Origin of the sequence: Neobacillus sp. CF12 (assembly GCF_030348765.1) — a bacterium.
Classification (GTDB): domain Bacteria; phylum Bacillota; class Bacilli; order Bacillales; family Cytobacillaceae; genus Neobacillus.
Map to the genome: position 1 here is coordinate 294,077 of NZ_JAUCEU010000007.1, position 18,702 is coordinate 312,778.

An 18,702-nucleotide genomic window follows, 5' to 3' on the forward strand; every position below is an offset into this window, starting at 1 on the left:
ATACGGTCAATACTATATTTGTTATATAGAACGAAATTTGTTTACGATTCAAATTTTGGAATCCAGTCACCATGTGCTTCAATTAAATCATCGCACATCGCAATGATGTCATCCATTGATAATTCAGCGGCCGTATGAGGGTCAAGCATGGCAGCCTGATAGATGTGTTCTCTCTTTTTGGTTAGCGCTGCTTCAATTGTTAAAAGTTGTGTATTAATATTTGTACGGTTAAGGGCTGCTAACTGTTCTGGAAGATCCCCTACATAACAAGGAGTGATTCCACTGCGGTCAGCAACGCATGATACTTCAACAACAGCTTTTTCCGGTAAATTGCTAATTAAGCGCCCCTTGTTTAAAATGTTGCCGCCAAATTTAAATGGTACATTCGTTTCAATCGCTTCAATAATACGGGAACCATATTCGTGAGAACGGGTATGGTTAAGCTGCGCATTGTTGACCATCTCGTCGCGCATTTTGTCCCAGCGTTCAATTTGCTCTATACAACGACGCGGATACTCATCAAGAGGGATATTGAATTTCTCGATTAATTCAGGATAATTGCGTTTAATGAAGTACGGATGGTACTCGGCATTATGCTCAGATGATTCCGTTACGTAGTATCCGAATTTGTCCATTAATTCAAAGCGGACCATATCATTGTGTTTTGTTTGTTGTCTTTCTCTCGCACGGCGTTTAATTTCCGGATATAAATCTTTGCCGTCGCGTTTGATCTCAAGGAGCCAGGCCATATGGTTGATACCGGCGATTTTTTCTTCCACTCCTTCATGATCCATTCCTAAGGCTTTAAATAGGTGCGCACTACAAACTTGTACACTGTGGCATAATCCAACTGTTTTAACATTTGTATAACGAAGCATTGCACCTGTTAATGTTGCCATCGGATTTGTGTAGTTTAAAAATAGAGCATCAGGACAAACCTCTTCGATATCCTTGGCGAAATCCCACATAACCGGAATGGTGCGAAGCGAACGAAAAATTCCGCCAATCCCGATTGTATCAGCAATAGTTTGACGAAGGCCATATTTTTTAGGGATATCAAAATCTATAACGGTGCTTGGTTTGTAACCGCCAACTTGAATGGCATTAATAATGTATTTTGCTCCTCGCAATGCTTCTTTGCGATCCGAATAGGATTTCACTACTATGTTTGCCTGTAAGCTTTGTTTTAAATTGTTTAACATATTTTCCGAATCTTTTAAGCGTTTCTTATCTATATCAAATAATGCGAACTCGAACCCAGTTAATGCGGAAACATACATGCAGTCACCAAGAACATTTTTTGCAAAAACAGTACTTCCTGCTCCAATAAACGTGATTTTTGACATAAATTTACCTCCTGTAAAGTGAAACAGGGACTATCTATCGAATCTTCCGATAGGATAATAAATTGCTTTGAAAACAAATTGATGTCCCGTATTCAACTTTATATTTTTGTTGTTATAATAATAGTAAAACGTTTATACAATAACCTCAATGGTAAGTTAGTGTGATTCGAGGGTAAAATATTGTCTTTAACTTATAGGGGGAAACAAGTGAAGGATTATGGAACGTACGGTTTTCGTTTTCAAGATGTGCTTCCTAACGATGTGGCAAACATTTTCTCGATTGGCCGGGAAGAGAAAATGCCCGGTGCAGATTATGATTGGGATGGGTTAAAGCGGAAAGATGTTGGCACATATGTGTTTCAATACACTCTGTCAGGATCGGGAAGGCTTGAAATAGCGGATAAAAGTTATAATGTGAAGGCAGGTGAAGCATTCATTGTCGAGATTCCTAGCAATCATCGTTATTACTTTCCAAAGGATAGCGAGGGATGGGAGTTTATGTTCATTACATTAGTGGGAAGAGAAGCCGCCGATTGCTGGCGGTTTATGAAAGAACAGAGTGGTCCTGTCTTGAAAGTACCTCCGAATTCAAAGTTAATCCAGTTTCTTCTGAAAATCTATCAAGACACATATGATCAAAAGATTACAGATGCATATTTTGCTTCTGCAAAAGCTTATGAGTTTATTATGGAGTGTTACCGTTTCGTAAGGAATATTGAAAAAGCAACGAAAGATCTCTCTCTCCAGATTATGAAAGCTCTATCCTTTATCCAAACACATTATCATGAACCAATCACACTCGACGAAATAGCGGCCGTATCTGGTTTCTCAAGATATTACTTTATTAAGCAATTTCAACACCAACTAAATATGACACCTGTCCAATATCTTACCAAAATCAGGATTCAAAAATCGGCGGAGCTGCTTCGTTCAACAAGTTCCTCTGTTACGGACGTTGCTGCCCAAGTGGGCTATGCAAATGCCAACTATTTTAATAAAGTATTCCGTAAAGTGGTAGGTGTATCCGCCGGGATGTTTCGTGATAGTAAAGACGTTGTCGGAATTGATCGTTTAATCATTGATTAAGTTTATGGCAATTTAAATTGATTGATATAATTCCTCTTTGACCGTTAGACTTGAAAAGTAGGCCAATTCGTCTAAAAACGAATCGTTTTACTACATTTAAAAGACGTATCTTTGTAAAATTTGAGAGTGTCAAAAATGGAAGTGTTAATGTTTACTTGCAAATACTTTAATAAAATGTTAAGCTTTAGAAGAATTATTTTTGTTCGGTGTAAAGGATAGTATAAGATTAACTTTTCGTCTTGATGATCACTGAGTGCAAGGATAGTAACACATTGTGTGCAAAGCACACAGCAGGAGGAAACAAAATGGAACAAGGTAAAGTAAAATGGTTTAACGCAGAAAAAGGATTCGGATTCATCGAGCGTGAAGGCGGAGAAGACGTATTCGTTCATTTCTCAGCAATCCAAGGCGAAGGTTTCAAATCTTTAGACGAAGGTCAAGCAGTTACTTTTGACGTTGAGCAAGGTCAACGTGGAGCTCAAGCAGCTAACGTGCGTAAAGCTTAATAACATGAACAAAAAAACAGGCTCTCCATAGAGTCTGTTTTTTCTTTTAAAAAGGGTTCCCACTCACGAATGAGTAGGGCACATGTAAACAAGTAAATCAAATGGTAAACAAAGTTTATCACATAATCAATAAATCTCCTAATTATCTTTGGATAAAAATTTTAAAGTCCTTTAGTATTCCCAATAAAAATATGGATCCGATTATTCGGTTGCATACTTAATTATTCCATGTAAATAAACGGAGTATTCCCTCTGTACATATTCTCTTAATTTAATTTTTTGTTCATTTTCTAAAACTCTAACCAATTCTTGAATCTTTTCTTCATTTTCTTTTGTAGTAGGAATCTCTACTGAAAACATATTACCTCGACTACCATTTAATAATCTTTTTAATAACTCAACTTTATTCATTGGGTCATCCCCTTTAGTTGTTATATTCGACATAAAGTGGACTTTTTCCTTTGAATATCTTATATTGTTTCAAGTTTTACCGACTTTCCACTAAAAACATCTGATTTCAGCTTTCCTGACAGAACTAGGTAGCTTTTTATTTGCTTTTTTTATACCCGGCTTCTACCAATCTAATCATATCACGCCCGGAGGTCTTTTCTGTTTCATGATAACCTTCTTCATCACGCAAACTCAAGTACCAGCTGCTATCGCTATCTTCATTTAGCCTATATAACTTATTGGTTAAAACATTCGTATAAAAATCTCCATTTCTTAGCCTCATAAGATCCCACCTCTATTGTATATAAACTGTATTATGCCCAAAATACCCACTTGGAGTCATTCGACTTATACAGCCCAAAAATCCCATGAATATACAAGGAAAAGACCAAAAAGCAAGGATTAAAGAAAGTTTTCTTTAAGCCTTGCTTTTTATGTGAAATTTCATTTTTACCTCAAAAGGGGGAGTTACATTGGTCCTAAAGGTTCTATTCTTATCTGTTAAATAATAGGGAATGGGCATTTCCGACTTTTTCTTCTAAATAACTTAAAGAGTAGTTTCCAGTGGGATCTGTTAGATCGCCAACTGCACGTGAGAGGTTATCGATTACCATTGTTAGGAGTTCGGGCGGCATTTGCACATTTCTCAAATTTACCTCATCCATAATTTCGTGTGCCAGCCTTTGAATTTTTCTTAAGCGCATACCATCAGATGTCATCATCCACATTTCCTCCTTCAATATCATCTTGCCAAAAATATATGTGCCAGAAATGGATTCTTGACAATAATTTATAAATTCAAATAATTTAGTATCAAAATCGCTATAAACAATTGACATTGATAATCATTATCATTTATTATCAAGATAACTGGTCAAACTAATTGTCATTGGGGAGGTTTGTAAGTGAATCAATTACAGTCCATGACGGAAGAAAACTTGAAGGACTTTATCACTTGTCCATATAAATTTTATTTTGAGTTGATTGAAAAGAAGAAAAAGTCGATAAATTGGAGACAAATTGTTCAACATGTTGTGAACAAGATTGTGTATTCCTTTTATCAACTTCCGGAGAAAAGTCGTCATTCTATCAACGTGCTAAGGTTGATTGATGAATATTGGGGTAAGGTTTCTCCCCAAATATTTGAATCTCGTGTTCAGTATTATATGGTTATTGCCAAAATCACCGATTATTTACTTGTGAATGTCCATGCTGAATCTAAGAAAACTCCACCGTTGTTTTTATTTGAAAAACTTACTACATACATTGAGGAGTTGGATGTTGACCTGTCATTAACATTTGATGTTGCTGAATGGTCAGATACCACCTTTGTTGTAAAAAAATACTTAGTCGATGCTACTCCCGAAATGTTAACGCTTTACTATCATTTGTCGATCGTTTTTTCAGAAAAGGTATTAAAAAGGACTCCTAAAAGCATTGAAGTGGTTACACTACTGGACGGGAAGAAGCATGTCTTTATCCCGACTCCTGAAGATTTGGAGAAAGGTCTTCACTACTTACAAGTGATGAAGGTTTCGATTGAGGATGCATCCAGTTACTATCGTACTAATAATGTAAATGAATGTAATGTATGTCCTTTTCTTAAGGAATGTGATCAAGAATCAAGAACATTCTCCCCCAAGACATACTTGTCATGAAGGTTTTTTCGCTATGAAAAAGGTCACATATAACATTTACGTGACCTGAGGACTTCATGTTTTTTGAACTTCCGTTAGCTTGCCTTTTACTTCTTTAACCATTAGATACATAACCCAAGGGATCCCGATGAAAAGGAATCCAAAAAGAAGCATGGGTTCCCATTCAAACACGGCCGAACCCTTGCCGGTTTTGGCATAAATTACCTGTGCGAGTGTCCAAATAACATAGCTTAGATAAATGAAGAGCAGTCCGGGTCTCTTTGGACCAATGACCTTTTCTCCTCGTATCTTTTCTTCGGACATTAGGATATCCCAAAGCATGGCAATCGTTAAGATACCTATTTTAATCGTACTCATGACACCATTAGGAAATACTCCGCTCCAAACGTTGTGGGCAAACATAATTACAACCAAAAGCCAAGGCAGTGCTTGACTCCACCATGCCTGCTTGGGACGTGCAATAAACTGATGGACTACTAAGAAGGTTAAGACTTGAGATAGGGTATACAGTTCGGCAATGGCAACTTGATTCGTTAACAGTTGGTTGATGACAAAACAACAACTTAAGAAAATAGAAAACTTTAATGCAGTGGGAACGAGCGGAGAAGTTTTTCGTTGATAAAGTAACACAGCGCTCCAGATGATGAAGATAAAGGCAGTAACTCCATCTAGTCCCCATAAGGTTAACCCGTCGAAAGTAGTGTCGAATAGAAGGCTACCTGTCATTTTAAGACTAAAGGTGAGCATTATCCAAACACCCATTATTGTGATAAAAATAGAGAAGGGTCGTATTTTTTGAAAGAAAAATAGTATTCCTGCTAATACAAGACTAATCGGTCCGATGGCAACAGTTAGAAGGTTCGAACCAGAGTCAATCGGAATAGGAAACCCTATCATGATTAACATCATAGCGATTCCAAGGGGCACTGGCTGGATCATCGCTGTTAAGATAATCCAATCTTTAAATCGAGGTTTGAATTCAAGCAGTTGTTTAGGAGTGTATTTTACTAAAGTCATGACGATTACTAGAAAAATGATCGAGAAGATTATGCTGCTGATTGAATGCCACTCTATTTTCCACAGATTGAATCCCAATTTCACTATCGAAGTAGCTAGCAGAATGGTAAGGACCATATGGTTTCCCCAACGGTTGCTGAAAATCGAAATCTTCTCAACCACCTTATCTGTCACATTTGCCAAGTCGACACCAGAAAGTATAATTAGAGGCATTGGGAGGAACGCGGCAAAACCCACTAACTGTGAAATCCCTAAATACATGGTCACCATTACTCCCATGTCAAAGAAAATGATACCAATTACATAAGCGATTACCCAAATGATTAAGATGGAAAAGAAAATGATTAGTATATCTTTCAAAGTGGGATGTCCTGGTATTGGATTTGACCCTCTCCATAGTAGATAACCCATTACGAAAAATACAGGCAGCAAAATGAAATTTGCAGCTAATAATCTATCCCCAAAAAATAGGAGTAAAATGACAACAATGCTAATGGTTACAAAACGAGTCAAGAAGTTCCCGTGGCTTGCTCCTATTAAAGCAAATGTCATCGCGCTAAGTAAAAGCAGCGCAACAAATATAATGATAAATGGGGGATGGCTGAACATTCCATTCGAGTAAGGGAGAATAATCTGCTTTTTTAATAGACCTGAAAAGGCAGGTGTTAGCATGGCGAGGATCACGAGGGTCAGCCCGAAGAGGAACAAGTATTTATGATGTAACTGTAATGCTGCTAATAAATTCGGACGAAACGGAGTAGTATGATCTGATTTGTTTTTCACAGTGTATTAAACCTCCTGTGGGTAAGGTATTTTAATGTACATAATATGCTTGTTTAATAATTGGGACACACAGGCTTTGTATTATTTTACATTTAGTGTTTAATAGTGTTCGAATGACTTTATTTCATGTAAAATAGAAAAATGAGCAAAGATAGGAATTGTAAATTAAACATGTATGGGGGACATAAAGTGTCGTATCAACTAAAAAAAGGGTTTAAATTGTTTGCGTTAAATTCAAATCAAAGCCTGGCAAAAGAGATGGCTACCCATCTAGGCTGCGAAGTTGGGAAGAGCTCGGTTACTCAATTTAGTGATGGTGAAATCCAAGTAAATATAGAAGAAAGTGTGCGCGGATGTGATGTTTATGTCGTTCAATCCACTTCACACCCAAGCAATGACCATATCATGGAGCTATTAATCATGATTGATGCCTTGAAAAGAGCTTCAGCCAAAAATATCAATGTCGTTATTCCTTACTACAGCTATGCACGACAGGACCGAAAAGCTAGGTCACGTGAACCGATTACAGCCAAACTAATTGCGAATCTTTTAGAAAAATCAGGTGCTACAAGGCTGCTAACGATGGACTTTCATGCGCCGCAGGTCCAAGGCTTTTTTGATATACCTGTAGATCATCTAATTGGAAATCCGATTCTATCTGCCTATTTTGAGAAAAAGGGGCTTGAAGATGTAGTCGTTGTTGCACCACATAACGGTGCTGTTGGACGCGCGAGGAAAATGGCCAAGGAATTAAATGCTCCGATTGCACTTATTGACCGTCGTCGGACTGAATCAGATGGTGCTGAAATTTTAAATATTATTGGGAATATAGAAGGTAAAAATGCGATTATTATTGATGATCTAATTAATACTGCCACAACGACGACGCTTGCTGCGAATGCGTTAGTGGAGTATGGTGCAAAGTCGATATATGCATGCTGCACACATGCTGTTCTTTCTGGTACAGCGATTGATAAAATTCAATCATCTCCTATCCAAGAATTAGTCATAACAAACACGATTGAACAGGCAGAAGAAAAACGGATTAATAAGATTACAATGCTATCCGTTGCACCATTACTGGCAGATGCGATTGATCGTATTCATAATGAAAGAGCAGTAAGTCCACTATTTGAATAGTAAAAGAAGAAGAGCCGTGATGACCACGGCTCTTTTTGGGGTTCTATAATCCAATATTCTTTTCGAACACTCCAGACTTTTTAATTCCTTCGATAACGGTGTATTCATTCTTTTTATACGCAAACCAATAGGACATTCCGATAAATAGTGCTCCGCCAACAGCATTACCTAGGAAAACAGGAACAAAGTTAGCAAGGTAATCCATCCAAGTGAGGTGTCCAGCAAAAATCGCCGCCGGGATGACAAACATGTTGGCAACCACGTGTTGAAATCCAATTGCAACAAAGGCCATCGTAGGGAACCAAATTCCTGCAATCTTTCCGATCATATCCTCGCTTCCGTAAGACAACCAAACAGCTGCAGCGACTAGCCAGTTGCAGCCGATACCCGAGACAAATGCTTGAAGAAATGTTGCATCTATTTTATGCTCTGCAATATGAACAGTACACTCTAGGTAAACGCCTGTTTCTGTTAAACCGACAATATGTCCGAAAAAGTAAGCGACGAAGATAGCGCCTAGAAAATTGCTAACCGTGATGAGTAGCCAGTTTTGCAGTACCTGTTTCGTTTTAATTTTATTTGCAAACTTCGCTAAGGGAACGACCATCATATTCCCAGTGAGCAGCTCTCCTCCTGCAATTAATGTAAGGATAAGTCCTATAGGGAAGACGGAGGCACCCAAAATGGCACTGAGTCCCGATAAACCATCTGATAATGGAGCTGTAACACGAATATATAGCAGGAATCCTAATGAGATAAAAGCACCTGCTTGAAATCCTAATAGGAGTGTTGTTAATAATGGATAATTTGTTTTTTTAATCCCGTTTTTAATTGAAATTTCTAGTATTTGATCGGGTTTGTAAAGTGACATGACAGTATTTCCTTTCTGAATGCAAATTGTGAAGAACATCACATATATTTCGTCTTTATTTTAACGCAATGAATCACAATATGCTGTGAACATTTCTTTAACATTATAAAGAAATAGAATTCTTCAAAACTGCAGTGAAAAAATTTCCATGCAAACCTTGCGTGGAAATTTTTTTGATGAACGCTTGCCTTTTAGTATAAAATGAGAGTTATAGTGTTACTGATTTTTGGAGGAATGTTTATGACAGCTGTGAAGTCGGTAAAAATTGATGGCGAAGATATACATATTTTCAATAGTGCCATTTATATCTTTGAATCCCAAACAGGGTATACGCTCGAATTGGACTTGATCGTTAGTGAAGTTACCGTAAGAAAATATAAAAAAGTTGAAAATTTAATTATTGAGATAGAATTAGAAAATGGCAGGTTGATAGATTCAATTATGCATTTGAAAAACTTACCTGGTGGCTTGCCGCAGCTTAATTTATTCTGTGATCTTGAGGACATTGACGAGTTTGATGACCTTGATCGGGTGAGTGAATCTAGTTCATGGTTTCCAAATGCAGAAGAGGGAATCACACTGGAAGATATTCGGAAAGTAGAAATGCCCGACGAAGACATTAGTTTGAAATTAAAACTGCCGATTGATCAAGTTGAATGGTTAAAAAAGCAAAAAAAGGCAAGTTTGAATGAATTATTCAAAGAGTTTATTCGTGTGTATTGGGAAAAAGAGGAATAAGCGAATATTTATCAAAGGAGTATTTTATTAGAAAGTGGAATAAATAGAGTATCGGATTTAACAATTCTATTAATCAAATATATGGGTGAGGGGAGGAACGAATATGGCTGCAACTCCAAGACCGGCATCAACCGTTGTGATTATGGACGAATCATCAAGAGTTTATTTAACAAAGCGACCAGACTCGATGAAGTTTATGGGAGGATTCCACGTATTTCCCGGAGGGACTGTTGAAAAACATGATACAGTCGTTGAAAATGATTATGTGAATAGTGATGAGTCGCAACTTTCTGTTAGTCTTTCATTCTATATTGCTGCAGCTAGAGAAATGTTTGAAGAAGTTGGGATATTGTTGGGGAATAGGCAAGATGGATTCCCGGTTCAAGTGCCAAAGGAAAAGGTAAATACCTATCGAAATGATCTACTTATAGGTGAAATCCCTTTTATTCGCGTGTTAGCGCAAGAAAATCTACATTTTGATCCTCACTGTTTAACGTATTTCGGTCAAATTATCACACCAGAGGAAAGTCCGATTCGTTTTGATACCCGATTCTTTCTAGCAAAACTTCCACAAGGTCAAAATCCAGAGCCAGACCAAAAGGAGATTGATGGAGCGTTCTGGGTGAAGCCAGAAGTTGCGTTAACCGCATTTTATAATAAAGAAATAAAACTCGCACCACCAACCATTCTAGCACTTCAAGCTATCATTGATTTTCAACAGAGTGGTATCTTAAAGATGTCCGTATCACAAAAGGATTTAATGAGTTTGATTAAGGAATTACGAAAGAATGATCTTTTTTAAACGCTATATTCCAATAAATTAATACTTCATGATAAAGGGGATCCTATTCATGCAAATTACATTTGAAGACATTTATATACATGGCCTTGTAGTAGCCGAAAATAATCGATACAAACATTTTCATTTTCCGGAAATGTTATCAAGATACGATAGTAATTACATTGAATTTAAAGTATTTCCGACACTGGATGAATTTAAAATTGAGGAAGGATATTTAAGAGATTATCATCAAAAAAATGGCCAAAAGCATGTAAAATTTAAATTTCCAGTTAATGAAAAAATCCCAGCTGAGTTAGTGAATTACTTAAATCTAGTAGGTTATGATCTGGGTTTTCTTGAACTCTATGCCATTCAACCAAAACTATTTCCGAAAGTGAAGGAAAATCCTGATATAGAGGTGCAAATTGTAACGGAGGATAATCTTAAAGCATTTCTTGCCTTACAGTATCAGCAGGATATCGTTTTTGGAAGTAATTTTGCCAATCAAAAGGTTGAATTAAACAAAAGTATATTTGCAGACCCGAATATCCTGCAGCTGCTCGCTTTATATAAAGGAACACCAGCTGGGGCAGTCGATGTCATTATTTCGAAGGACACAGCTGAAATAGATAATTTAGGTGTGGATGAAGCCTTTCAAAAGAAAGGAATCGGCAGCAGAATACAGAGATTTGTCATGGATACCTTCCAGGATAAGACCGTCATTTTAGTCGCAGATGGTCAGGACACTCCAAGAGACATGTATAAGCGGCAAAACTATAAATGTCTTGGTTTTCAATATTACACACAAAAAGTTTATGAATAATAAAGAAGCAGGACTGGCCCATTCCAGTCCTGCTTCTTTTTATGTTAGTGACTCTTGATTTGTAGCAACTGCTTTTTTTCGTTCATGCGGAATGACTAGATTAAGAACAACCGTAGCAAGCGCTCCAACAGCTGTACCAGAAGATAAGATGTAATTTGCAAAGTCTGGAACGCTATATAGAATTTCTTTTGGAAGAACGATCGTACCGATTGTTAATAGAATTGGAACACCAATTACCATCATATTTCGATCATCAATTACCACATGCTGAATCACTTTCATCCCATTCATCACAATCGCCACACAGACAACTCCGAAAATTCCTTGGATGACTGGTTCAGGGACACATGTAATCACAGCTGATAATTTCGGAACTAACCCTAAAGCGATTAAGATAATCCCTGCACTAATGATCGCCATTCTGCTTGCTACGCCGGTAATCGCGATAATTCCAGCATTAGAAGAATATCCTGTCATCGGGGTACCACCGAAAAGTGAACCTACGAAACATCCAATTCCTTCACCAACAGAGGCTCTGTTCAATCTTTTTTCATCCAATTCACTGCCTGTTACCGTTGACACGACAAACCATGTCCCAGTTGTTTCTATTAAGATAACAAGATAAATAAATACCATTGTAAGGATGGCTTGTAAATCAAATACAGGCTTACCAAATGGGAAAAAGCTAGGAAGTGAAAACCAAGCTGCTTCTTTTACAGTTGAGAAATCGACGGAACCAAATAGTGATGCGGTGAACGTTCCTGCGAAAATCGCCAGAATAACAGATACTAAGCGGAAAAATGTTCCATAGCCTTTTTTCTTTCTTCCAAGAAGGATACAAATAATTAAGACTGCTGCAGAAACAAATCCGATTAATACATTGTGACCGACATTACCTGGTGCATTGTAAATGCTAGTAAAGGCAGCAGGCATTAAGGAAATCCCTACAATTACGATTACAGTTCCGCCAACTAGCGGAGGAATAATCTTCTTAACGGATTTAGCAAACCATTTTAATGGATAGCCTAGGACTGCTATTAATAGTGCACCAGGTAATAGGCTTCCAAACACTGCCCCCATACCTAGCTTACCGCCAATTGCTGCCAAAGCACCGATAGGGACATAAGATGGTCCTTGAACGACTGGCAACCTGAGGCCGCCAATGGTTTGAATGAGAGTGGCAATTCCGGCTGCCAAGAAACACATTTGAATGAAGTATGTAGTATTCATCGTATCTAACGCCAATAACCCAGCAATAATGATGGGAGCAATATATAAATCCATCGCCAGTACATGCTGCATACCTAGCAGAAGTGCTTTACCCCAACCGATTTTTTCATCTACTCCTACTATAATGTTCGTGTTTTGCTCATTTTGTGCCACGGAACCATTCTCCTTTATTTTAATTTTATGTAAAAAAGTTATCTAGAAGTCTGATGAATTTGTTTATAATAATGACATTCAGGAAGTTTATTACTGCGCAGATAATAAAAACCCTATTTGAATTATAATGGCGGATTTATAGATTGTAAATATATTAAAAACGAATAATTAAAATAAATATTAAAGTATCGTTCGTGTTTTTGGGTTGACTTTGAAATCTACTATTCTTAAAATAAAGGTAGTATATTGGAAAGCTAAAAGGGGATGTCAAAATGATAATCAATGATACCGTTTTACGTAGTGATTGGATCGTTGCTTGTAAAATAGATGATGTAAAGGAAGAGCCGATACAAGTAGTTGTGATGGGTGAAAGAGTTGTATTATTCCGAAATGAACAAGGCATTCATGCCTTCAAGGATTTATGTATACATCGAGGAGCTGCACTTTCTCTAGGGTGCGTGAGAGATGGCAATCTTGTATGCCCGTATCATGGATGGGAATATAATGATGAGGGCACATGTACTAAAATTCCACAGCTTCCAGAAGGGAAATCCATTCCACTAAAAGCTAGAGCGATTAAATATACATGTAGAGAAGATTATGGGTTTGTTTGGATTAATCTTGAAAACAACAATCCTGAATTTCTTCCTTATCCAGAATTTAATGAAACAAGTTATCGCAATATCTTATGGGGACCACAAGAAGTAAATGCAAATCCGCCAAGAATTGTCGAGAATTTCCTTGATGTTGGCCACCTTTCCTTCATTCACGAAGGATTTCTAGGCGTACCGGAGCACCCTGAAATCGGAGATTATGATGTTCATACTGAAGGAAATCGGATTTTCTCAGATGAAATTGAGATATTCCAGCCAGACCCGGATGGTAGTGGAGTTGCGAAGGATGTATATTACACCTATGAAATCGTTCGTTCTTTAACAGTCCGTTTCACAAAAAGAGATCCCGATACAGACAATAGAATGACGATTTTACTAACCATACTTCCGGTTACAGAAGGAAAATCAATTGCCTATGGCATTATGTCCTTCAACTATGAAACGGGCACAACCGATCAGGAAACAATCGATTTCCAGGACATGATCTTTGCTCAAGATAAACCAATCGTCGAAAACCAAAAACCAGAACTCCTACCCCTTGACTTACAAGTAGAACTATCACTAAAATGCGACCGAATGAGCATCGCCTACCGAAAATATCTAAAAAAGCTCGGCGTTACACTTGGAACAGAATAATGGTGCCTGTCACCACCCGTGGACACTGTCCGCCTGAGGTGGACAGTTTGAAAATGGAAAACGCCAAACCCTAATTATCCAAAGGTTTGGCGTTTTTTTTAGCGAGATAGTATGGTTAGATGGTTGTTCTGGTTTGGTGGAACCATTGGATAGACGTTTTCTTCTTCTATTATATTAAATTCCATAAGGACAGGTCCGGTACGTTGTAAAGCCTCTGCAATAATCTTCTGAGTTTCTTCGTCTGTTTGTGCTTTAAGACCTTCTACACCGTAAGCCAGTGCGAGTTGAGAGAAAGCAGGGGAAATCATTTTAACCTCCGAATATCTTCCCTGATAAAACAGTTCCTGCCATTGACGTACCATGCCTAGGTAGCCATTATTTAAGATCGCTATTTTAATTGGAAGCTGATACTTCACTACCGTTATCAATTCCTGAAGATTCATTTGAAAGCTGCCATCCCCAGAGACACAAATAACGGATTTTCCAGGGTGAGAGGCAGCAACTCCAATGGCAGCAGGCAATCCATAACCCATTGTTCCTAGACCGCCTGAAGTAATGAGAGTTCTAGGTTGTGTAAACACATAATGATGAGCCGTCCAAATTTGATGTTGACCGACATCTGTAACTACAATCGTATCTTGAGAGGAAAAGTCACTTAAGTGCCGGATCACCGTCTGTGGTTTAAGCAGACTGTTAGATTTATCAAATCGAGGGACTGTTCGTTTCCAATCACCACTTCGTTTGTCCAAATTTCTATATTTCTTTTAATATGTTGGTAATCTAAAAGATTTTTTATATTTTGGATGAATTCTTTGGCATCGCTGACAACAGGTAAATCTACTGAAATGATTTTATTTATCTCAGCAGGATCTATATCCACATGAATCTTTGTCGACTTTGGCGAGAAACCGGTAATTCTCCCTGTCACACGATCACTGAAACGAATCCCGATACAAATTAACAGGTCAGCATGGTGTACGGCTTTATTGGCTGCAAAAGTTCCATGCATTCCTAACATCCCCAAATATAACGGATTTCCTGCCTCCATTGAACCAATTCCCAATAGAGAACTAACGACAGGAATTCGAGACCGCTCCACAAACTCTCTTAATTCATCGGAAGCACCAGTAGCAATTACACCTCCTCCAATAAAAAGAACTGGTTTTCTTGCATTTTCGATTAATTCTCTTGCTCTATTAACTGATTTTTCAAGTTTAGTCTTATCTACTTTGGTCGGACTAACCCGCCAAGTTAGATTATCCTTTATAATGGTATCTGGTGAAATTTCAATTAATACAGGGCCAGGTCTTCCACTAATCGCTAAGGTCTTAGCTTTTTTGAGAACTTCATTTAGACCATTTACGTCCTTCATAGTAATGGAGTGCTTTGTGATTGCCATTGTAAGCCCTGAAATATTTAATTCGCGTAGTGCTTCTTTGATTTGACGATTTTGCTGAAATTGACCAACAATAATTACTAACGGTACAGAATCACTAAAGGCGGTGGCTATCCCTGTGACCCCATTAGTAATTCCAGAAGCAGATGTAAGCAAAACCACACCAGGTCTGCCTGTTGCTCGGGCGTAACCATCAGCAGCATGAACGGCAGCTTGTTCATGTATCATCTGATAATAACGGACATTCATCTCTTTGGTGACCATTTTTAAAGAATATTCTAAATTATTTAGAATGCCTTGTATGTGAAATAAATCATGGTTTCGAAGTTTTTCGTATTTTTCAAAGCCTTCAAATGGCATAGATTAGCTTAGGGAGTTAAAATAGTTTTTATTATTCTTAAATTGGAAAAAATCAATATACCTATCAATCTTCTATTATGGTATCTTATTTAGGTGAACTTTAGTAGGAGGTAGTGCCTGTATGCTTGATACACCGTTCTGGTATTTTTCAATTCTATTTCTTGTATTTGTAACTTTCTATAAAATATATAAACTAAAAGTTAACAATAGGATATCTCCTAGTAATATAGATTCCCAATTAGACAGCGTCATTTCATTCCTAGAAGAAAATGGCGGAAATCATATTTCCCATCTTATTTTGTTGCAGGATAAGGATGTATATTGGGCTGTAGAAGAACAAGTGTTAATTGTTTTTAAGCGAATAGGAAATAAATTAGTTGTTCTAGGTGACCCGATAGGTGCAGAATCTTTAATTTCTAAGTCTATCAAAGAATTTCAGGAGTACAGTGCAAGTAAGGGACTTAAGCCGATATTCTATCAAATCAGCCCACGATTCATGCATTTATATCATGATACTGGCTATCGTTTCTTTAAATTAGGGGAAGAAGGAATTGTAAATCTCCACAATTTTTCGATCGAGGGGAAGCAGGGTGCTAAATTACGAACTAGGTTGAATAAATTTGCTCGTAATTCTTTTACGTTTAATGTAATCATGCCGCCTTATTCTAAGACTTTACTTTCAGAGCTAAAAGGAATATCAGATTCGTGGTTAGGGAACCAAAAGGAAAAAGGATTCTCAGTCGTTTCATTTAGCGAGGAATATGTTTCTTGTTTTCCTATCGCGCTATTAAATGACCCAACCGGGAAGGTAGTTGCTTTTGCTACACTTGCAACTGATCACAAAAAATCAATCACCATCGACTTAATGAGAAAATTTCCAGATAGCCCACATGGAACGATGGATGTTTTGTTTATTCAAATCTTTAAGTGGGCAAAAGAACACGGGTACCAGAATTGTAGCTTAGGAATGGCGCCACTTTCAAACGTAGGAGATTGCAAATACTCCTTCAAAAGTGAAAAACTGATTCGACTAGCCTACCTGCACGGTAATACAATGTACAACTTCAAAGGACTCAAAGAATTTAAAAACAAATTCGCAAGCGGTTGGGAGCCTAAGTACCTGGCTTACAGAAAAACCTTCCTGCCAGTTGTCATCATCCAACTATTGCTCCTGGTCAACAGCACACCACATCCAAAAAACATCGTAGACAAAATCAAATACCTAATGAAAAAAACAGGATAAAGGTGCCATTAGGCGCCTTTATGTGCCTTAAAAACTTCAATTTTGATACCCACTATTGATGGCTAATGGTTTGCAAGTTCCCCGAAGAATTATTACCTGGCCAGCTTTTAGATTTTCTCCAAATTCTCCTACTGCCAAAGCTAGCAAACAGTAGCAAACTTATTTAGCGCTTCAGTTTTTATTAATTTCAAAATCAGGTCATTTTTCCATTTCATCATCTGTTTGCTCAGGAGTTCCATCGTGAATATCATGAAGGAAGCGTCTATTTTCTCGGTTTTTATAATCATTATTGCTCTCATTTACATTCGTTTTCCGATCATAGTGGACAGGACGGAAGTTAACATCATTCTCACGATTTAAAGCATCTCTCTTGTCAGCAGTGTTACATCCTGATAAAAGGCTTATTAAAAGGAAATTAGTTAGAATTGTGATTTTCCATTTGAGTTTCATACCATTACTCCTCGATTCTTTTATTGGGAATATTTTTACTATGTACGTACAACCATGTTTTTATCGAAAAATTGATTGTGTAAATATTTACAAATAAAAAACCATTTGCAATCCTTAAATAAAGAATACAAATGGTTAAAATAATGGAGTAAATTCTAAATAAGAGATTACCCTTGTATAAGATAACCCACTACTTGTCGTTCCATTATTTAATAAATGGATTAGAATATTTTTAGGATTTTTAAAATTACATATGGAATCAATGTTAAAAAAGCTAAAAAAGAAAAGTTGTATAAGCTAAACTTTAGTAAATATTTTTTACCTTCGTTTGGATAGGAATGAACATACAATTTATAGGAAATCACACTTGCCATCGAAGCAATAATGGTACCAAGTCCCCCAATATTTACTCCCAATAATAATGGTTTCCAATTTGGTGTGAATTCTGCCAAAAGGATGGAGGCAGGGACATTACTTATAAATTGGCTTAAAAGAATAGAACTGAAATATATGGATGCAGAGTCTTTCAAACTAGCACTTGCCAGTGTATGGACGGCACTTGTGTTGGATATATTCCCCACAAAAATAAAAAAACAGATAAAGGTTAACAATAGCAAATAATCAATTTTAAACAAAAGCTTACGATTTAAAATCACAACAGCCATTAATGTGATTATAAATGCAACTTGGTAATGGATTATACCAAAAATGGAGGCGATGATGATAACTATAATTATGCCCCATATGACCGTTTTCTTTGGTTCTATAATCTGAATCGGTGCGATTTCTATCTTTAAATCCTTTTTTTTAAGTCTTCGCATGAAGAAATATAAAGAAATGATTCCCAGAATAGCTAGTGGCAGAACCGTCATGAAAAAGGCAATTGGATTTAATAAGTAAAAAGAATAAATAAACAAATTTTGCGGATTTCCCATGGGTGTTAGACTGCTGCCGATATTTGCAGCGATTGTTTGTAATATAATTGTTTCCATCATAGGCAGTTTCGTTTTCCTGCTAATTACAAGGGTTAGCGGAACGAATGTAAGTAATGCCACATCGTTTGTAACAACCATGGAGCTGAAAAAGCATAACGATATAAGAATGGCTGAAACTGATTTACTATTACTGCATTTATTTAAAAGCGAAATAGCGAATTTGTCTAATACTCTTAATTCCTCGAAAGCCTTGATGGCTAGCATCAGGTTAAATAAACTAATCAATACGGGAAAATTTAGATATTCAATTTTTGGAGATTGGAACAAACTGGTTCCCATTGCTAAAACAAAAGAAATGGTAAAAATCATGTCTTTTTTAAGAAAACTTAGATTAAACTTGATTCTTCTTTTATTTTGAATTAATACAGACTCTTTCACATGACATCACCGATAATTGTGTTTGATAGATTTATGGAACATTTACAA

Annotated in this window: 20 protein-coding genes; 9 read left to right on the forward strand and 11 right to left on the reverse strand. The window is 37.1% G+C overall.

Annotated features, from left to right (window positions below; translation table 11 throughout):
* Window positions 1-41 precede the first annotated feature (41 nt).
* Window positions 42-1,346, reverse strand: coding sequence for an alpha-glucosidase/alpha-galactosidase (gene melA, locus QUG14_RS01610; protein WP_289338719.1), 1,305 nt, complete (start codon window positions 1,344-1,346; stop codon window positions 42-44).
* A 207-nt stretch (window positions 1,347-1,553) separates the two neighbouring features.
* On the opposite strand from melA, the gene QUG14_RS01615 reads away from it, so the two are divergent.
* A complete protein-coding gene (locus QUG14_RS01615; protein ID WP_289338720.1) occupies window positions 1,554-2,432 on the forward strand; it encodes an AraC family transcriptional regulator in 879 nt (292 codons plus the stop codon).
* A 305-nt stretch (window positions 2,433-2,737) separates the two neighbouring features.
* Window positions 2,738-2,938 (forward strand): cold-shock protein, encoded by a 201-nt coding sequence (locus QUG14_RS01620; RefSeq protein ID WP_027322891.1) that lies wholly within the window; start codon window positions 2,738-2,740, stop codon window positions 2,936-2,938.
* 201 nt (window positions 2,939-3,139) lie between these two features.
* On the opposite strand, the gene QUG14_RS01625 is transcribed toward QUG14_RS01620, so the two are convergent.
* From QUG14_RS01625 to QUG14_RS01635, 3 genes are all read right to left on the reverse strand, one after another.
* Entirely contained in the window at window positions 3,140-3,349 is a 210-nt protein-coding gene (locus QUG14_RS01625; protein ID WP_289338727.1) for a hypothetical protein, read from the reverse strand.
* A 136-nt stretch (window positions 3,350-3,485) separates the two neighbouring features.
* Complete coding sequence (locus QUG14_RS01630; RefSeq protein WP_289338729.1) at window positions 3,486-3,671, reverse strand: hypothetical protein; 186 nt, start codon at window positions 3,669-3,671, stop codon at window positions 3,486-3,488.
* A gap of 211 nt (window positions 3,672-3,882) precedes the next feature.
* A complete protein-coding gene (locus QUG14_RS01635; protein ID WP_483310691.1) occupies window positions 3,883-4,110 on the reverse strand; it encodes a hypothetical protein in 228 nt (75 codons plus the stop codon).
* A 183-nt stretch (window positions 4,111-4,293) separates the two neighbouring features.
* Between QUG14_RS01635 and QUG14_RS01640 the strand changes: the two genes are divergently transcribed.
* Complete coding sequence (locus QUG14_RS01640) at window positions 4,294-5,046, forward strand: hypothetical protein (RefSeq protein WP_289338731.1); 753 nt, start codon at window positions 4,294-4,296, stop codon at window positions 5,044-5,046.
* 54 nt (window positions 5,047-5,100) lie between these two features.
* Here the strand turns inward: QUG14_RS01640 and QUG14_RS01645 are convergent, their stop codons facing one another.
* Window positions 5,101-6,846 (reverse strand): hypothetical protein, encoded by a 1,746-nt coding sequence (locus tag QUG14_RS01645; RefSeq protein WP_289338733.1) that lies wholly within the window; start codon window positions 6,844-6,846, stop codon window positions 5,101-5,103.
* Between the two features lie 189 nt (window positions 6,847-7,035).
* Between QUG14_RS01645 and QUG14_RS01650 the strand changes: the two genes are divergently transcribed.
* Window positions 7,036-7,986 (forward strand): ribose-phosphate diphosphokinase, encoded by a 951-nt coding sequence (locus QUG14_RS01650; RefSeq protein WP_483310692.1) that lies wholly within the window; start codon window positions 7,036-7,038, stop codon window positions 7,984-7,986.
* Window positions 7,987-8,029: 43 nt separating this feature from the next.
* Here QUG14_RS01650 and QUG14_RS01655 read toward each other — a convergent pair whose 3' ends face one another.
* Window positions 8,030-8,857 carry a formate/nitrite transporter family protein gene (locus QUG14_RS01655; RefSeq protein WP_289338737.1) on the reverse strand — a complete coding sequence of 276 codons (828 nt, stop codon included), beginning with the start codon at window positions 8,855-8,857 and terminating at the stop codon, window positions 8,030-8,032.
* 240 nt (window positions 8,858-9,097) lie between these two features.
* Here QUG14_RS01655 and QUG14_RS01660 point away from each other — a divergent pair, with 240 nt between their 5' ends.
* The 3 genes from QUG14_RS01660 (at window position 9,098) to QUG14_RS01670 (ending at window position 11,199) form a co-directional block, all read left to right on the forward strand.
* The gene (locus tag QUG14_RS01660) at window positions 9,098-9,595 is read left to right on the forward strand and encodes a hypothetical protein (protein WP_289338739.1); all 498 of its coding nucleotides are present in this window, start codon (window positions 9,098-9,100) and stop codon (window positions 9,593-9,595) included.
* A 103-nt stretch (window positions 9,596-9,698) separates the two neighbouring features.
* Complete coding sequence (locus QUG14_RS01665) at window positions 9,699-10,397, forward strand: NUDIX hydrolase (protein WP_289338741.1); 699 nt, start codon at window positions 9,699-9,701, stop codon at window positions 10,395-10,397.
* Between the two features lie 49 nt (window positions 10,398-10,446).
* A complete protein-coding gene (locus QUG14_RS01670) occupies window positions 10,447-11,199 on the forward strand; it encodes a GNAT family N-acetyltransferase (protein WP_289338743.1) in 753 nt (250 codons plus the stop codon).
* 39 nt (window positions 11,200-11,238) lie between these two features.
* Here QUG14_RS01670 and QUG14_RS01675 read toward each other — a convergent pair whose 3' ends face one another.
* Window positions 11,239-12,582: a uracil-xanthine permease family protein gene (locus tag QUG14_RS01675; protein ID WP_289338745.1), complete on the reverse strand. Its 1,344-nt coding sequence runs from the start codon at window positions 12,580-12,582 to the stop codon at window positions 11,239-11,241.
* A gap of 272 nt (window positions 12,583-12,854) precedes the next feature.
* Between QUG14_RS01675 and QUG14_RS01680 the strand changes: the two genes are divergently transcribed.
* Window positions 12,855-13,832 (forward strand): aromatic ring-hydroxylating dioxygenase subunit alpha, encoded by a 978-nt coding sequence (locus QUG14_RS01680; protein ID WP_289338747.1) that lies wholly within the window; start codon window positions 12,855-12,857, stop codon window positions 13,830-13,832.
* Between the two features lie 98 nt (window positions 13,833-13,930).
* Here the strand turns inward: QUG14_RS01680 and QUG14_RS01685 are convergent, their stop codons facing one another.
* Window positions 13,931-14,581: a thiamine pyrophosphate-dependent enzyme gene (locus QUG14_RS01685; protein ID WP_289338748.1), complete on the reverse strand. Its 651-nt coding sequence runs from the start codon at window positions 14,579-14,581 to the stop codon at window positions 13,931-13,933.
* The gene (locus QUG14_RS01690; protein ID WP_353961055.1) at window positions 14,500-15,588 is read right to left on the reverse strand and encodes a thiamine pyrophosphate-binding protein; all 1,089 of its coding nucleotides are present in this window, start codon (window positions 15,586-15,588) and stop codon (window positions 14,500-14,502) included. Before QUG14_RS01690 ends, QUG14_RS01685 begins: the two co-directional genes overlap by 82 nt.
* Window positions 15,589-15,709: 121 nt before the next feature.
* Between QUG14_RS01690 and QUG14_RS01695 the strand changes: the two genes are divergently transcribed.
* Window positions 15,710-16,831 carry a phosphatidylglycerol lysyltransferase domain-containing protein gene (locus QUG14_RS01695; RefSeq protein WP_289338751.1) on the forward strand — a complete coding sequence of 374 codons (1,122 nt, stop codon included), beginning with the start codon at window positions 15,710-15,712 and terminating at the stop codon, window positions 16,829-16,831.
* 198 nt (window positions 16,832-17,029) lie between these two features.
* Here QUG14_RS01695 and QUG14_RS01700 read toward each other — a convergent pair whose 3' ends face one another.
* On the reverse strand, window positions 17,030-17,281 hold the full coding sequence (locus QUG14_RS01700; RefSeq protein WP_289338752.1) for a hypothetical protein: 252 nt from the start codon (window positions 17,279-17,281) through the stop codon (window positions 17,030-17,032).
* Window positions 17,282-17,502: 221 nt separating this feature from the next.
* A complete protein-coding gene (locus QUG14_RS01705) occupies window positions 17,503-18,654 on the reverse strand; it encodes an SLC13 family permease (RefSeq protein ID WP_289338753.1) in 1,152 nt (383 codons plus the stop codon).
* Window positions 18,655-18,702 lie beyond the last annotated feature (48 nt).

Coding starts and splice junctions, on each gene's coding strand:
- QUG14_RS01670 (WP_289338743.1), top strand. CDS start 10,447: ATGCAAATTACATTTGAAGACATTTATATACATGGCCTTGTAGTAGCC.
- QUG14_RS01630 (WP_289338729.1), bottom strand. CDS start 3,671: ATGAGGCTAAGAAATGGAGATTTTTATACGAATGTTTTAACCAATAAG.
- QUG14_RS01660 (WP_289338739.1), top strand. CDS start 9,098: ATGACAGCTGTGAAGTCGGTAAAAATTGATGGCGAAGATATACATATT.
- melA (WP_289338719.1), bottom strand. CDS start 1,346: ATGTCAAAAATCACGTTTATTGGAGCAGGAAGTACTGTTTTTGCAAAA.
- QUG14_RS01700 (WP_289338752.1), bottom strand. CDS start 17,281: ATGAAACTCAAATGGAAAATCACAATTCTAACTAATTTCCTTTTAATA.
- QUG14_RS01620 (WP_027322891.1), top strand. CDS start 2,738: ATGGAACAAGGTAAAGTAAAATGGTTTAACGCAGAAAAAGGATTCGGA.
- QUG14_RS01655 (WP_289338737.1), bottom strand. CDS start 8,857: ATGTCACTTTACAAACCCGATCAAATACTAGAAATTTCAATTAAAAAC.
- QUG14_RS01665 (WP_289338741.1), top strand. CDS start 9,699: ATGGCTGCAACTCCAAGACCGGCATCAACCGTTGTGATTATGGACGAA.
- QUG14_RS01680 (WP_289338747.1), top strand. CDS start 12,855: ATGATAATCAATGATACCGTTTTACGTAGTGATTGGATCGTTGCTTGT.
- QUG14_RS01625 (WP_289338727.1), bottom strand. CDS start 3,349: ATGAATAAAGTTGAGTTATTAAAAAGATTATTAAATGGTAGTCGAGGT.
- QUG14_RS01690 (WP_353961055.1), bottom strand. CDS start 15,588: ATGCCATTTGAAGGCTTTGAAAAATACGAAAAACTTCGAAACCATGAT.
- QUG14_RS01635 (WP_483310691.1), bottom strand. CDS start 4,110: ATGATGACATCTGATGGTATGCGCTTAAGAAAAATTCAAAGGCTGGCA.
- QUG14_RS01695 (WP_289338751.1), top strand. CDS start 15,710: ATGCTTGATACACCGTTCTGGTATTTTTCAATTCTATTTCTTGTATTT.